Here is a 15,683-nt window from a genome sequence, read left to right as displayed (position 1 = left end):
GAATCAGCATGGCAGAAAACAAGGAGTCTTTAGACGCCGCAGCGTACGATATAATTCAGAAACGCCTACAGGCACAGAAAGATGATTTAACGAAGCGATTGCAAGAGTTGAATAATGCTCGAAAGGAGGTGTTCAATTCAACAAGCTTCGTGTTGAAAGCAAACCAGCGCATTACAACCGAGAATAATTGCGTTGCCAGAGGGATTATTGCGCTGGATCATATTTGTATCTTTGGATACAATGTTCATTTCGGCTTGCGAACGGAGATTAAACTGGAAGATGTTTTCAGCATCTTCCAATATGAGGATGGTCAGTTTATTCCTCAATCGCTGGACTTAATAGCCGATCAGAACTTTATTACAGATTATCAAAATCTGTATAAATACTATCGGGACTCGATTTTCTCGAAGTTCCGTAGAACCGAGACTTACTTGTACATGATTTTTCAAACAAGTAAGAATCCTGAGGATCTCAAGGCCTTTAAATGGCTGATTAAAGATGGGAAGCTACATTATGAAAACGATCGTAGCATCCATGAGGTTAAATCGGCGCCGCAATTTGAGTTCGAATGGACAAAAACAGGATTAGAAGACCGACGATTAGGGAAATTTCCACATATCTCCATTCTTGATAAGGTTTTTATCGAGGCTTTACATGGTGATATTACCTTTAAGATTGAGAACAATACAGATTCAGGACAAGGAATCTATTCAGAGAAGGTTTCCAATACGGATCAGCAGCTGGACGATGCAGAGTACTACTATGCCGATCTCGGAAATCTGGTCGCGATACGTATAAAACCTTACCAAGAGGACTTTAGGGCCTATATTTTCAATCAACGTACGAAGGAGGTTGTCAACCTGAAATCGTTGAATGAATCCGCTGTGTTGCTTCCCGATAATCAGGGGATTATTTTCTCCAATGGTTACTATTTGCAGAACGGTACATGGAAGCTGTTTGACAATTCACTCTCCAACGTTTCTTTCTTAAAGAAGGTACAGTCGCCTAACGGGGAAGATTTCTTGTATATCTATACCCAGACGGAGTCGAATACCTATATCTTGATGTCCTACAATATTATTCAGCAAACAGTAGAAACACCTATTATTTGCCATGGATTTACAATCTTTAAGAATGGGAATTTAATTTACTTCCGAACTGAGGCAGAGGCTACCCGCCACCATCAGGTGCAGATTTGGGACACCCCTTATATGGCGGTCCTGGAAGAGAACGCTGGTAAGCAAGAAGACCCTTTGTTCAAGGTTGGAAATAAACAAATTGTGCAAGCTATGGCTGAGGCACAAGAGATTATACAACTAATTGGTAAAGAGGATAGCTACGAAGGCTTATATGAAGATATTCTTCGCAAATCTAGATCATTACAGGACAGCTATTTCTGGATTAAGGATAGTCATTTAAAAGACCTTGGTACACCGCTCTCTCAGATTGAGCAAATTGCTAATACAGCGATCGATGAGTTTGTCAAAGTGCAGGCACAGCGTAAACACGCGGTGGAGCTTCTAGAAAAGAGCCAAGCAAATTTGACGCAGCTTACGTTCCAGATTCAGAGTACTGTTATTGAGCATCTCGATCAGTTGGTTCATCAATTATCCGATACGCGTCGTCTTCAAGGAGAGTTGATTGATCTCAAAAACGTCCGATATATACATTTGGAGGACCTAGATAAGTTGCTGCAACAAATTGATATCATCAATAAGGAACTGTCTGAGAAGACTGTAAATTACCTGTTGCAGGATGATGCCCTTCGTGTTTATGAGCAAAAGGTTGTCGAGCAGAAAGCCGCTGTCGAGAAAATTGAGAAGGTCTTTGATTCTAAACCTATTGAGGAACGCAATACAGAGATCTCAGCTGAATTGGAATTACTGATCGATATTCTGAATAGTTTAAAGATCGCTGATGCCACACAGACGACGAAAATCGTCGAGAAGATATCCTTAATCTTTGCTTCCTTAAATGAGATTCGCGCATCCCTAACGCGAAAGGTAGGCTCCTTAAAAAGCACAGAGGCCGTTGCTGAGTTTTCTGCACAACTAACTTTGTTAGAGCAGTCTGTGGCCAATTACCTAGAGCTTTCAACCAATGAAGCTAAGGTCGATGAGTATTATACAAAGATTATCGTTCAACTCGAGGAATTAGAGAGCAAGTTCTCAGAGTTCGAGGAATTCGGACTGAAGATCGCCGATAAGCGCGATGAGATTATTAAAGCCTTTAATGCGCGTCGAGAGCAGCTGGTCGAGCAGTTAAACAAGCGCAGCTCGGCATTGGAGCAGATTGGCCTTCGTGTTTTAAAGAATATCGAGAATAAATCGAATACCTTTTCTTCTCGCGAAGATATCCTAAGCTTCTATGCATCCGACTTAATGATCGACAAGATTCGCCAGTTGGTGGCCGAATTGAAGACTTTGTCGGATGTTTCTAAAGCAGAAAATCTAGAGAATTTACTAAAAAAGTCGCAAGAGGATGCCTTGCGCGTGCTTCGTGATAAAAGCGAGCTCTATGTCGATGGAGAGAATATTATTGCCCTCGGTAAACATAAGTTCGCTGTCAACAAGCAACCCTTAAGTTTGACCTTATTACGCCGGAATAATGAGTTGTTTTATCATTTAACAGGCACGAGCTTTTACCAACGCGTGAAAGAATCAGAGATTCTTGACTATCAGGATATCTGGGAGCAAGAGCTGATTTCGGAGAATAAAGAGGTTTACCGTGCGGAGTACTTAGCTTACAAAACCTTAATCGCCTCTATAGGTGATAAATCATTTGATGCACAAGCATTTATAAATCAAAGTGTAGAGCAAAACTATACAGAAAACTACATCAAAGGAGTACATAACTTGGATGCCCTTGCGATCTATCAGTCGCTGCGCGAGATCCATGATAAGCTGGATCTGCTGCGATTTGATTCTAAGACACGAGCAATTGCCCAATTGTTTTGGCATGAGCTGATTCCAACGGCCCGCGATAAGTATCTTGGTTTAATTCAAGCCAGCGCTTCAGTAATGCGTATATTTCCAGAATCTCAAAGAAATCAAGCGCTATTGAATGACCTCTTAAAGTCTTTTGAAACATGGCCGTCGGCTTTGCATATACAAGGAATCTTTGCTAATGATGTCGCTGATTATCTGTATCAGACTTTTGCTCAGCATGGAAAATTTACTCGCAGTGAGACAGCTGATCATCTTAGTCACGAATTCCTCAGGGCTTTAGAGAAGAAAAAGGCACACAAGGATTTTGAGCAGGATATAAATCAAGCTAATTTTGCTACTGAAGATCGGTATTTATTGATTATCAATTGGCTAGAAGCATTTATTGCAGGCGAGGAGAAGAGCGATCTATATCGTCGACATCTAGAAGAGACAGCGAGTTTCTTCTTATTTCCTAAAGAAGCTTACCACCTTGTTTCCGCGAACGATGAACTGATTGTTTCGGATCTGAAAGGAAATCATAGCAATATTGTAGATGGGTCTTATACGAATCAATACCATGCTTTTATGCGAAAGATGCATGATTTTGTGCAGAATAAAATCCCACGCTATCAAGCCTTTAGCTATCTTAAAGAAGAGCTTAATCAAAAATACAACAAATCACTAAAGATTAATGAGTTAGAACCTAAAGTGCTAACCTCATTTGTTCGAAATAAGCTGATTAACGAGGTTTATTTTCCTTTGATTGGCAGTAATTTAGCTAAACAAATAGGGGAGGCTGGCGACAATAAGCGTACTGCACGGATGGGGATGCTCTTATTGATATCGCCTCCAGGATACGGAAAGACGACTTTAATGGAATACTTGGCGAAGACTATTGGTTTTCACTTTGTTAAGATCAATGGACCTACTATTGGACATCAGATTAATTCCATTGATCCATCCGAAGCCAAGACTTCCGGAGAGCGTGAGGAGCTTAAAAAGATTAATCTAGCCTTCGAGATGGCTGACAACGTCATGCTTTATCTGGATGATATCCAACATTTAAACGCCGAGTTTCTACAGAAATTTATCTCCCTCGCCGACGGACAACGTAAAATTGACGGTATCTTCGATGGGGAGAGCAAAACATACGACCTCCGTGGAAAGCGTTTCTGTGTTATCATGGCCGGAAACCCTTATACAGAGAGTGGTTCGAAGTTTAAGATTCCTGACATGTTAACGAATAGGGCAGATGTCTATAATTTAGGTGATGTAATAGGGGATACCGAGCATCTTTTTAACCTGAGTTTAATTGAAAATTCAGCAATCGAAAATGTGCATTTGGAGAAAATCGCCAGCAAGTCCTTTGCCGATTTCTATGCGCTAATCGACTTTGTTGTTTTGCAATCAGAGCAGCTACCAAACTTGGAAGGCAATTACCAAAAGCAGGAAATCGATGATTTTATCGCCGTCTTAAAGCATATTTTAAAGATTCGTGATGTTGTCGTTAAGGTGAATGAAAACTACATTCAAAGTGCTGCAATTCAAGATAGTTACCGTACAGAACCTGCATTTAAACTTCAAGGATCTTACAGGAATATGAATAAGTTGGTGGCGCAAGTCGTACCGATGATGAATGAGCAGGAAATTCAACAGCTGATTCTCCTGCACTATGAGAATGAATCACAAACATTAACCGCTGATACCGAAAGTAATCTGCTTAAGCTTAAAGAACTCGCTGGCCTAATTAGCGATACTGAGAAGGCACGCTGGGAGGATATTAAAGCTATTTTCCGCAAGAATAATAAGCACGGCGGATTGGGGAAAGATGACAAAATGTTCGCTCAATTGCTGGAGTTTAATGAAAACCTAGAAGGCATTATTAAAGCAATTGGCAAGAGAGGCTAGATATTAGCTTAGAAATTTTAGATGCTAGAGGAATAAATGGCTTAAAGTGCCGAATTCGATAGTGAATTTACTAGAAAAGGTCTAAAGGATTAGTTTCCCTTAGACCTTTTCTCTTTTTGGTAGCAGTAAACTTTGTACGGAATTTAGATATTAGATTTTAGATATTAGAAGTAAGATCAACTTCTTTTTAAAGGATATGCTCCAATATTCAAGTGATATTTTAGATAGGGGAGGTAAGTCACTAAAATTAACGTGTTTATAACTAATTCCAGATTGGATTTTTGAGACTAGTTTTGTTGCTTAACCAGTTTATTCTTGTTAAAACAGTTAGGAATTAAAGGTTTTTTACTGAAATTAAGTGATGATTTTATTAACATAGCAGAATAATAGCAATCTTCATTCATGTATATTCCAACAACAAACATAGCAACTGATAAGGCAGAAATCGTCGATTTTATGAAGCGATTTAGTTTTGCAACAATTATTACGTCGAAAGACAATTTACCAACTGCAACTCATTTACCATTTGTTGTAAGTCATAATGGTGAAAATATTATGTTAACCTCGCATTTTGCCAAAGCTAATGATCAGTGGAAAGACATTGAAGAAAATCCGGTTCTAGTGATATTTTCAGAACCTCACGCTTATATTTCTACGAACAACTATGACAAGGAGTTGAATGTACCAACCTGGAACTACATTGCAGTACATGCTTATGGGAAAGCGCGTTTAATTACCGACCAGGACGAAACATTCGATGTCCTTGAAAAGACGATTCAGTTTTATGAAACTCGTATCAACAGCAATGGGACAGTTTTCCTGCGGATTATAAATTGCGAATGTCTAAAGGAATTGTTGCATTCGAAATATTAATAACGGATTTACAAGCAAAGAAAAAGCTTAGCCAAAATAGATCTGAAACAGAGAAAAATAAAATCATCGATACTTTATCAAATAGCAAAGATTCTAATGTACAAATGATCGCTGCAAATATGCGTACGGATCAGTCTCGACAAAAAGAAATTTAATGTTGGAAGTATGAGATAACTAGGTTAAATTTAGATATATAAATATCTATCCGTCAGTTTAATCCTAAAGCCTCCTATTTACATCGTATTTGATATCATAATTTATATTATGTTAAGTAATTATTAAGAGAGACTCCTCTCTTTGTTGGTTCTCGCAAAGTTTCAGAGATCTGCATCATTATATACAATCTATTCACCACCCAGAAAAGCAGACTTTATTTAAGCCTATCATTTATATGATTATTTCGAAAATTATCACAATTCAATATTTCCGACGAAAACCTCAGAACTTTCAAAAAACAATCTCTCAGAAATTATATATTTGAATATCGATCGCTACAACACTAACGATTACATGCTATGAACTTTAGACAGCTTCTTTTTCTAAGTCTTGCTTTTCTAATTTCGTCCCGCAGCTACGCCCAGCAAAAGACGAAAGTGAAATACGATTATCTGTTATATCTACCGAAAGACTATGCAAAGAGCAGCAAAAAATATCCGCTTGTCATCTATCTTCATGGAGGATCGCATAAAGGCCATGATTTAAATAAATTGAAAGCTTATGGTCTACCTTACCTCGTTGATAAGGGCCAAGATTTTGATTTTATCATTGCATCCCCGCAATGTCCTGAAGGCAAATATTGGTCTAGTGAAAACTGGTTTGAATCACTGTATGAATCCCTAACAAAAGATCATCGAATCGATATCAATAGAATTTACCTTACGGGAATCAGCATGGGTGGATATGGCACTTATATTACCGCAATGGATTTCCCGGATAAATTTGCAGCGATTGTGCCGCTCTGTGGAGGTATCAACGATAGCGATACCACACGCATCTGTACGCTTAAAAATATGCCAATCTGGACATTTCATGGCACTGCGGATGACCAAATTCCGATCAGCGAAACTGAAAGAATTGCTCGTCTATTAAACGCCTGTCGAGGCCAAATGACGTTTACCCGCTTGAAGGATGAAGGACACGGTATTCAATACCTCTACGAAAACAAACCTGAAATTTTCCGTTGGATGCTAAAACAGCGTCGAAAGAACGTCGAGAGGTAGAATCTATTTCGGTCCACTCCCCTCCTTTTATTTCCCTTGAAAACCGTTTCACATTACAATTTTTACATCCAAAATGAAACCAATATATAGTAGATTGACAATCATGTTCTTCGGCCTGATAGGAACCCTTCCCCTATCTGCGCAAAAACAATCAAGCAACGATATTATCATAGACAGCATTACTTTTAGCCAGACGCGGGCAAAGATCGTTGAACTGCCAAATGGAGCTTTTGAAAAGCATGTTTTTGAAAAACAGGGTAAGAAGCTGCACTATCGCCAATTATTGCCAATAAATTATAGTTCGCATAAAAAATACCCTTTGGTTATAAGTCTTCATAACTCGTCTAGAATTGGAGATGACAATGAGAAGCAGCTGGAACACATGGCTAAGGTTTGGCAAAGGCCTGAGATCCGAAGCAAGTACGAAGCGTTTGTCATCGTTCCGCAGTTCAATGAGCGATCTTCTAACTATGTTTATGATGTAGAGGGAAACTATATTTCGAAGCCATTTACAGACATTCAGTTGGTACTAGACTTGATTAAGCAATTTGAGGATAGCCATCAAGTTGATGCTTCTAGAATCTATTTAGTGGGCTACTCGATGGGCGCATCGACTGCACAGAATTTAATGAGTATAGCGCCAGATAAATTTACCGCATTGGTTTCCCTCGCGGCTGTTCCAGATCTTAGCCATATTGAAGCCTTGAAAAAGCAAAACATCCTCCTGATTCATGGTCAACAGGATGTCGATAATCCTTATGCAGGTAGTGTAGCCTTGTTCCAGCACTTGCAGGGAAATAAGCATCTGACGTTTAACAGCTATACAAACCTAGATCATGATACTATTACAATTCCTTTCCTGCTAACGGATGAAATACCCGCCTGGTTATTTAAGCAAAAAAAGGCCCGTTAAATATTGATTCATACTGGATAAAATATAGCACTTCAGGCTACTGATTTGGCAGCTTTATTGTCTTTGAATTTCTGTTTCGCATCGGATATGTATGGATAAAGAATTATGATTTTAATCATAAGATCTAGTATTTCTGATCATAGTGATTATAGGGCACATCCTTTAAAATTGAAATTTTGCAGCCCAAAGAACACCGTTTTTAAAAGGTATAGTTTTTTCAAGGTTCATGCATCGGTATGTGCAGACTCCTTCCGCATACCTGCTTATGAATTATGGCTTTGGGCGTAGGTTGTATGTTGCGTGGCAAGACGTACACAAAAATTATAATTACTATGCAAGGTTTTTGGGATTTCATATCCAATAGACTCCTAAAGGATGATATGAGTGGACTGGATCGGATTAAAGCAAAAATATTAAATCAATATGCTTTTATTCTATCGCTGTTTTTTCTGTTTGATAGCTTCCGAGACTTCTATGAAGGTTTTTATGCCATTGGTACCGTACTGTTTCTCATTGCTATTACTATCTTAGCACTTTTCATATTTACTAAAATACCGATTACATCGTTCTTAGTTTTTATCTCGATCATCATCTGTATCCTACTAATTTTTATTTTCTCCTCTTCGAAGGGATTCGAGAATGGGCTCTCTTTTTATTACTTCGCGGTATTGCTGTCCTCAGTTTTCCTGTTCAATGAGCGAAAGAACTATCATTATGGGCTGGCCGTATTTCTTTTTATTGTTTTCTTTTTTACGATTGGTCATTGCCATGAATTTAATCTGTTTAGTTTTGAAATTGCACATGGGGAGCAAATAGATAAAAACATGCGGTTGTATACCTTCGTGCAGGTGGTGCTCTTTATGGGATTTAATGCCTCTTTCTTATATAGGAAGAACAATGCGATTCTAACGCTTCTAGATCAAAATGAAAGGAAAAGTCTGCTGATTAATCAGCTGCATCAGAAAATCAATCAGGATTCGCCGCATCAGCATTTGGAGAATTTAGTAAAACAGGCCATGGATGATAATCTTCTGTTTATCCCGACATTTAAACAGGTATTTCCGCATTTATATGACCGCCTTTGTGAACAGAAGCCTGACTTCACCCAAGATGAATTTAAATTGATTGCCTATATCAAGCTCGGTTTTACCACAAAAGATATTGCAAGATGTACAAACATCACGGTGCGCAGCGTACAGACAAAGAAGCACCGTCTACGCAAATCCTTTGCTATAGAACCGGATCAAGACCTGTATTTGTGGGTCGATAGTTTATAACTACTTTAGCAACCTGTCCGCGCTATTTTTCAATAGAAAACAAGGCGAGATTAACATATTTGTAGAAGTCATGGCTGATTTATACAATAGCGTATATTAAGATTTGCTGCGTATATAAATATGCTTGACATGCTTATGCGCTCCGGAATCACGTTCATCAATTTCAAATTGATTGGTCGATTTAATCAAGTCAAAGAATTTATTGAATCCGTAATTTCGAGGGTCAAAATCGGGTCTATTTTTAGAGATATAATTGCCCAGCGAACCTAAGAAGGTCCACCCCGACTCATCAGACAGCTCCTCCGTACTTTCTATTAAAAACCTTTTTGTGCCCTTGTCCAACCTTGTCAATGCTTTAGTCGCAGTTTTCGGAATCTCCTTTGAAGTAGACGGTTCGGTCGCCTCTGGGGTTTCATCAGCCTGTTGGCGTTTTAGGATTTCCAAGTAGATAAACTTATTACAAGAGGCAATGAAAGGCTGCGGCGTTTTCTTCTCGCCAATACCAATGACCATCATGCCCGCTTCGCGCAGCCGAGTTGACAAACGCGTAAAATCACTGTCACTAGAGACAATACAAAATCCGGAAACACGATCGGAATATAGGATATCCATGGCATCGATAATCAGCGCACTGTCGGATGAGTTCTTTCCCGTGGTATAGCTGTACTGCTGTATGGGGATAATTGCATTATCGAGGAGTACGCCCTTCCATCCGCCTAAATGAGGTTTTGTCCAATCACCGTAGATCCGTTTTATCGTTGGTGTTCCGATTTTCGAGACTTCCTCCAACATCACTTTAATATGTGTATGAGGAATGTTATCCGCGTCGATTAAGACGGCGAGCTTCAGTTCTTGCATATTTATATTTTTAAATAACCTTAAAACTACAGGCTTCTGACCTTATGCATATTGATAAGCTACGGCACTGATATTCATACCCGCCCCGACGGCAGCAAAGAGAATAAATTGACCTGCTTGCAATTGGGCGTTTTCCAACTCTCCGCGGCGTACCAAATCAAACAAAGTTGGAACCGTCGCAACGCTCGAATTTCCATACTCACTAACATTCATCGGCATAATCCCCTCCGGCACTGGCAGATCGTATAGCTTATAAAAACGCTCTAGGATTGCCATATTCATCTTTTCATTAGCCTGATGCATAAAGATAGCACCTAGTTTTTCAATCGGTATTCCAGCCTTATCCAGGCAGACTTTCATTGCCGTTGGTACCTCATTGAGTGCGAATTCATAAATCTTCCTACCATTCATTTTTATAAATCGCTTTCGGGTATTATCGCGGTCAGCATTGGAAGTTCCGAAATAGATATAATCTAACTCGATATCTGAAAAAGTCGCCGTATGACTGGCTAAGAATCCTGCGGATTGTTCCGATGCGGATAGAATTACGGCGCCAGCGCCATCGGCAAAAATCATGGAGTCGCGATCATGTTTATCGACAACACGTGAGAGGGTCTCTGCCCCGATCACCATACAATGCTTGGCGAGCCCGGCACGAATAAAGGCATCCGCCTGAATCAATGCTTCGACCCAACCTGCGCAACCAAATATCATGTCGTAGGCAATGCCATGTGATGATTTTGAGCCCAGTTGATGTTTAACGCGCGCTGCCAAACTCGGCACCATATCCGATTGACTTGAACCGTAGGGAATATCCCCATAGTTATGTGCGACAATAATATAATCTAGCTGTTCAACCTGTAAGCCGGCTTCGCTGAGTGCTGCTTGTGCCGCTTCGGCAGCAAGGTTACTTGCCACAGCTTGCGGATGGGCATAATGACGACTTTGGATTCCCGTAATGGCTGCAAGCTTTTCGATTATTTTCGCATTCCCATGTAACTCCTGTCCCGCATCATCAAAAAAGGTGCTGCTTCGAAATTCAAAGTTTTCAACCGGATGGGTTGATTTGCACCGACCGGATGCAATAATTTTAGTTCCCATATGTATTAATATTCTTTTGCCCTAAATTCTTCAAGCCCTTAATCCAAAACTTATTTATTCCTGTCTTTCCCTCGTCTATTCGGACGCCAGCGGAACGCCATTCGTAATTTATTTCGATCAGATTGCCCAATGTCTTTTCGTGTAGGCAATCCTATGTTATAAGGTAGCGATAATTAAATGATAATCAGAGAAAATTAATGGATAATTCGATCGGAAAAATGATTGAACAGCAGACATGATTGTTCTTTTACACTGCATTTTTAACCCTAATCGCTGTACCTATTGCGTTTTCTAGGTAGAAATATCACTTTTTCGGTGATTAAGACGATAAATAAAGAGCGCTCCGGATGGATACCGAAGCGCTCTTTTTAGAAATTCCTTTTTATATTTTTTTTATTTCGAAAAGGACTCCGCGAGCTTACCTGCGGCAATTGCATCTAAATTGCTTCCAGAATGGATAACAACTTCATACCTAAACTCCGTTGACTCCCCTTTTGCGAGTTTAAAGTTCAGCTCCTCCTTGCCCTTGCTAAATTCCTTTTGGCCGAGCGGATTTGCGGCAAATAGTCCATATCCGCGAGCATGCCAATAGGTTGGATATCCCGGGTTCTTCGGATGATCAATAATTAGCAGCGATACTTTTTCACCTTCAATGGTCCCATTCAGGTTTACCCAATTTCCGCGGGTTCCCCAAACATCGTCTCCCTCTTTTCCTTCACTACTGATATATCGTCCTGTGACGCCGGTATTATCGGCTTTCTCCACGGTCGTAGCAACGCCATTTGCATCGGTAAAGGTAGCAGGTTTATCGGAAGGATGCTCTAGTTCTCGGGCTAGGCGAATTCCGATTAAACCTTCCTTATTATCTTTAAAGGATAGATCCTTTAAGGCTTTTAATTTGACGTCTAAGACGATGCTTGTGGAACTATCAGGCAGTACTTGAAAGATGTACTTGGTTTCTTCTAGCATTAGGCTATCCCCTTCTGGTCCGAGCCAATACTTGCTGACATCCAATGTTCCTTCGTTGTCATGGCTTTCTAAGGCATTGACCTTGGCGTGCTGAATGCTGCCATAGTGCATACGTTTCTCTGGAGAAATGGCGGTGGAGTTATTCCAGAAATCGAGCCCATTCACATCGCCATAGTTAAACCATAGACCGATATGATGAGGATGATCCGTCCGCTCATTGGCGCGAGGCACCACTGGCCATCCACGGGTAATAAAGTGATCACCTTTTGTCCGCAGTGGATATAAAACCGCTTTCTTTAAACTGTCTGCATATAAATAGGATGTATATGGTTTTCCGTCTAGTAGAATATCGATTTTATGGTTTGCAGCATCTTCAACAAAAGCAAATCGATCGCCGGTCGCAGTGATCGCTTTCTTATCTGCCGACTGCGCACATCCGACCGCTATACTTGCGAGAAGGCATGCTGACATTATCCCTGTTATTTTATTTTTCATTTTTAGCAAATTTTAGGAGGTGACCACTACTTGTTTTACATCATCAAACGTTACACGTTTTCCGGTTTCATACGCTGTTCTGCCCATGATATTGGCCACCGAATGATTATAACCTGCAACGACATCTGCATTTGGCGTCTTGCGATTTCGAACACATTCCATCCAGTTTAACATGTGTAATGAGGTCATCGGATCCCCACCGGTGTTGGCGGAAGTTTCCAAACGCGTCGCATTCGGCAAAGTAAATGGCTGCAGTAGGTTTTCTTTTAATCCCATTTCTGCTGCTGCTTTCTGTGTTAATCCGCCAAGTGAATTTACCTCGTTGGTATCCAGATTTAGAGATCCGGAATTGGAGAAGTATAATTCCTTAACATCACCCGCCGAGTTGGTAAAGCGGGAAGAATAGAGTACTTGGAAACCCTTGTTCATATCGTTGGCAGGACCATAATCCATGACCGCGGTTAGTGTATCCGGATTTGTACGTCCGTCATTCCATTGGTAGATACCGCCACTAGCGACAACACTACGAGGGTGATTTAATCCGGTAAACCAGTGTACTGTATCAATCTGATGCGCCATCCATTGTCCGAATATCCCAGAAGAATAAGGCCAGAACAAGCGATATTCGAGGTAATAGCGTGGATTCCAATCGACCTTCGGACGATTCATTAGAAAGCGGTTCCAGTCGGTGTCTTGTTGTCTGATTTCTTTGGTTAACTGTGGTAATCGCCAGCGGCCGGGTTGATTTACATTCCATGTCATATCAACCATTTTGATATCGCCAAATTTCCCGGAACGGATAAATTCATTGGCGGCAATATAGTTCGGGGCACTACGCCGCTGCGATCCCACCTGTAGAATTTTACCGGTTTCTTCGACTGCCTTGCGTACAATTTTGGCATCTTCTAGCGTTTCCGCTAATGGCTTCTCGACATATACGTCCATTCCATGACGTACAGCATCAGCTGCAATCAGTGCATGTTGAAAGTCCGCAGTACTAATAATTACTGCATCGACATCATTGCGCGGGAATAACTCATCGTTATTCCTATACTTACCGATCTCTATTCCAGCTTTCTGCTTCACAAAGGCGTACGCTTCATCGCGACGTCGGTTCCATAAATCGGATACGGCGACGAGTTCAAAGTTCTGGGCTTTGGCATGTTCCATAAAACAAGGAAAGAGCGATCCTTTAAAGCGATTGGAGAAGCCTACAATACCAACACGAACGCGATCGTTCGAGCCTATAATCCGAGCATAGCTCTTCGCGCTGAAGCCCATTGTAGAGAGTCCTACGACACCCAAGGAGGCCTTTTTAATAAATTCTCTACGAGAATTTTGATGCATGTTTTCCATAATTAAAAGTTTTGTGCTTAAAAATTATTGCTGCTGTTTACCCTATTTTGTAGGATATCCAGGGTTTTGTACAAAGTCGTTTCTATTGGTTACTTTATCGAGTTCGGATTGCGGCACTGGTCGCAATTCATGTATAGCGAGTACGCCCTTGGCGTCAGGATTATACGCTTTGCTGCGTTCTACTAATTTATGTGTTCGCTTTAAATCAAACCATCGGTATAGCTCCCCTCCTAGTTCACGCGCGCGCTCATCCAGTAGAAAGTCAAGACTGATATCGGCCGATTTTACGGCTAGGGCTCCAGGAGTTTTGCGCGCTCGTACGCGAAGTCTATCGATATAATCTGCAGCGGCGGTTTTATCATTGAGGTTGAAAGCCGCTTCGGCAGCATTTAAATAAATCTCACCCAAGCGTAGCATAATCACGTCTTTATGGGATGCTTCTTCTTTGGGTACCTTTCTGGAAGGATCCAAATGTTTCGTCATGGTATGATACCAACTTCTGGCAGCAGGCTTCGGCGTACCATCGGCATCATAAATATGATTTAGGCCGTCGACAGCGATGCCGCGTTTTGCAAAAGCCTGTGCCATTGTCTCATCCACATCATATAAAGGTTTGAAAAGCAAGGTGTCTGTTGCTTGTCCATTTTTAACTGGCAGACCAACATCACTTTCCTTCTGCAAGCTTTCGCTCCACAGGGCACGCCATACGGTTTGAATGGTTCCCTCGGTGCGGCTATCTTCAGCCTGATTAAATAGCTTTAGGAAATAACGCGTCATCATAGCATGCCTATATTCGCGACCGTAGAAGATGGAGTGGCCATAGGTTCTTGGGACAATTTGTCCAGTACGAGCAGAACGGTTATAGTTACCTACCCAATAGCGGTGTAAGCCATGACCACCGGTCGTCATATCACTGGTATTGTATTTATCTTCAGCGGAGAACTGAACAGCCCAGATTGTTTCTGCATTCCCCTCTTGGTATACACTAAAGATATCTTCGAATTTCGGCAAGAGGCTATACTGGTATTTCGTAATGACATTATCGGCCAATTGCTTTACCTCTGTATAAAGTTTGTCTTTGCTATCGTAGCCAGCAGCTGTGATTGTCGATTGGTTATAACCCGCAAGGGCGAGTAGAATTTTGGTTTTCATTGCTTCCGCCGCAGGCTTAGTTACTCGTCCACGCTCTGGCGATGTGAGTGGCAACGTGGCAATTGCAGTGTTGATGTCGGAAAGTATTCGTTTATAGAATACTTCGACTGGTTGCTGATTGCCATCAGTCAGAATGGTATTAGTGGATTTCTCTGCATAATGCGCCCCTGCTCCCCAGCTTTCTACAATAAGTAAATTGTACCAAGCGCGAAAGAAAGACAACTCGCCTTTGATGCTTTCCGATCCATTAAAGCTTAACGTTTCCAAGGCTTCAAGACCAAAGTTCATATTGTTGATACCGGCATACAAATGTCTCCAGAATAAGGAGAAAGCACCGAGTGTCGGCATGTTACTGGTGTTTCCAGAGCCTATTTCTATGGCATCGACGCTATTGACCGAGTAAGTGGTAATATCAGAAGGGTACTCTCCTGTAAAACGCAGATCTTCTACGATATTTCTACATTGAAAATACTGGGAGATCACCAGGTTTTTCAATCCGCTTTCTGTTGCCAGGAAGGTTTCATTAATCATCCCCTTGGGTTCCTCTTCGAGCAGATCGCTGCAAGAAGATGCCGACAGAATTAGTAGAGAGATTGCGATTTTTGAACCTATATATTTAAATGCTTTCATGTCT

Annotated in this window: 11 protein-coding genes; 6 read left to right on the top strand and 5 right to left on the bottom strand. The window is 41.0% G+C overall.

What is annotated here, in order from left to right; all coding sequences use genetic code 11:
* Positions 1-8 precede the first annotated feature (8 nt).
* From GFH32_RS09665 to GFH32_RS09645, 6 genes are all read left to right on the top strand, one after another.
* Positions 9-4,835, top strand: a complete 4,827-nt coding sequence (locus GFH32_RS09665; protein WP_153511416.1) for a DNA repair ATPase — start codon at positions 9-11, stop codon at positions 4,833-4,835.
* A gap of 402 nt (positions 4,836-5,237) precedes the next feature.
* A complete protein-coding gene (locus GFH32_RS09660) occupies positions 5,238-5,708 on the top strand; it encodes an FMN-binding negative transcriptional regulator (RefSeq protein WP_202111254.1) in 471 nt (156 codons plus the stop codon).
* Entirely contained in the window at positions 5,675-5,863 is a 189-nt protein-coding gene (locus GFH32_RS18390; protein WP_202111253.1) for a hypothetical protein, read from the top strand. The genes GFH32_RS09660 and GFH32_RS18390 overlap by 34 nt, the downstream gene beginning before the upstream one ends.
* Positions 5,864-6,223: 360 nt before the next feature.
* Positions 6,224-6,928 carry a carboxylesterase family protein gene (locus tag GFH32_RS09655; RefSeq protein ID WP_153511415.1) on the top strand — a complete coding sequence of 235 codons (705 nt, stop codon included), beginning with the start codon at positions 6,224-6,226 and terminating at the stop codon, positions 6,926-6,928.
* 73 nt (positions 6,929-7,001) lie between these two features.
* Positions 7,002-7,841 carry a carboxylesterase family protein gene (locus GFH32_RS09650; protein WP_153511414.1) on the top strand — a complete coding sequence of 280 codons (840 nt, stop codon included), beginning with the start codon at positions 7,002-7,004 and terminating at the stop codon, positions 7,839-7,841.
* A 332-nt stretch (positions 7,842-8,173) separates the two neighbouring features.
* Positions 8,174-9,118: a helix-turn-helix transcriptional regulator gene (locus GFH32_RS09645; protein ID WP_153511413.1), complete on the top strand. Its 945-nt coding sequence runs from the start codon at positions 8,174-8,176 to the stop codon at positions 9,116-9,118.
* A 96-nt stretch (positions 9,119-9,214) separates the two neighbouring features.
* On the opposite strand, the gene GFH32_RS09640 is transcribed toward GFH32_RS09645, so the two are convergent.
* The 5 genes from GFH32_RS09640 to GFH32_RS09620 form a co-directional block, all read right to left on the bottom strand.
* A complete protein-coding gene (locus tag GFH32_RS09640) occupies positions 9,215-9,976 on the bottom strand; it encodes an NYN domain-containing protein (RefSeq protein WP_153511412.1) in 762 nt (253 codons plus the stop codon).
* Positions 9,977-10,018: 42 nt separating this feature from the next.
* Positions 10,019-11,077 (bottom strand): 3-oxoacyl-ACP synthase III family protein, encoded by a 1,059-nt coding sequence (locus tag GFH32_RS09635; RefSeq protein ID WP_153511411.1) that lies wholly within the window; start codon positions 11,075-11,077, stop codon positions 10,019-10,021.
* Between the two features lie 393 nt (positions 11,078-11,470).
* Positions 11,471-12,541: a DUF6807 domain-containing protein gene (locus tag GFH32_RS09630; RefSeq protein ID WP_228384102.1), complete on the bottom strand. Its 1,071-nt coding sequence runs from the start codon at positions 12,539-12,541 to the stop codon at positions 11,471-11,473.
* A 12-nt stretch (positions 12,542-12,553) separates the two neighbouring features.
* A complete protein-coding gene (locus tag GFH32_RS09625) occupies positions 12,554-13,897 on the bottom strand; it encodes a Gfo/Idh/MocA family protein (protein ID WP_153511410.1) in 1,344 nt (447 codons plus the stop codon).
* Between the two features lie 42 nt (positions 13,898-13,939).
* Positions 13,940-15,679 (bottom strand): RagB/SusD family nutrient uptake outer membrane protein, encoded by a 1,740-nt coding sequence (locus tag GFH32_RS09620; RefSeq protein ID WP_153511409.1) that lies wholly within the window; start codon positions 15,677-15,679, stop codon positions 13,940-13,942.
* Positions 15,680-15,683 lie beyond the last annotated feature (4 nt).

The organism is Sphingobacteruim zhuxiongii (genome assembly GCF_009557615.1).
Taxonomy (GTDB): Bacteria; Bacteroidota; Bacteroidia; order Sphingobacteriales; family Sphingobacteriaceae; genus Sphingobacterium; species Sphingobacterium zhuxiongii.
The sequence above is the reverse complement of the archived record's forward strand: the minus strand, read 5'-3'. Positions and strand labels throughout refer to the sequence as shown.

What these genes read in the sequence shown, in the direction of transcription:
- GFH32_RS09635 (WP_153511411.1), bottom strand. Translation starts at nt 11,077, where the DNA reads ATGGGAACTAAAATTATTGCATCCGGTCGGTGCAAATCAACCCATCCG.
- GFH32_RS18390 (WP_202111253.1), top strand. Translation starts at nt 5,675, where the DNA reads ATGTCTAAAGGAATTGTTGCATTCGAAATATTAATAACGGATTTACAA.
- GFH32_RS09630 (WP_228384102.1), bottom strand. Translation starts at nt 12,541, where the DNA reads ATGAAAAATAAAATAACAGGGATAATGTCAGCATGCCTTCTCGCAAGT.
- GFH32_RS09640 (WP_153511412.1), bottom strand. Translation starts at nt 9,976, where the DNA reads ATGCAAGAACTGAAGCTCGCCGTCTTAATCGACGCGGATAACATTCCT.
- GFH32_RS09620 (WP_153511409.1), bottom strand. Translation starts at nt 15,679, where the DNA reads ATGAAAGCATTTAAATATATAGGTTCAAAAATCGCAATCTCTCTACTA.
- GFH32_RS09660 (WP_202111254.1), top strand. Translation starts at nt 5,238, where the DNA reads ATGTATATTCCAACAACAAACATAGCAACTGATAAGGCAGAAATCGTC.
- GFH32_RS09645 (WP_153511413.1), top strand. Translation starts at nt 8,174, where the DNA reads ATGCAAGGTTTTTGGGATTTCATATCCAATAGACTCCTAAAGGATGAT.
- GFH32_RS09650 (WP_153511414.1), top strand. Translation starts at nt 7,002, where the DNA reads ATGAAACCAATATATAGTAGATTGACAATCATGTTCTTCGGCCTGATA.
- GFH32_RS09655 (WP_153511415.1), top strand. Translation starts at nt 6,224, where the DNA reads ATGAACTTTAGACAGCTTCTTTTTCTAAGTCTTGCTTTTCTAATTTCG.
- GFH32_RS09665 (WP_153511416.1), top strand. Translation starts at nt 9, where the DNA reads ATGGCAGAAAACAAGGAGTCTTTAGACGCCGCAGCGTACGATATAATT.
- GFH32_RS09625 (WP_153511410.1), bottom strand. Translation starts at nt 13,897, where the DNA reads ATGGAAAACATGCATCAAAATTCTCGTAGAGAATTTATTAAAAAGGCC.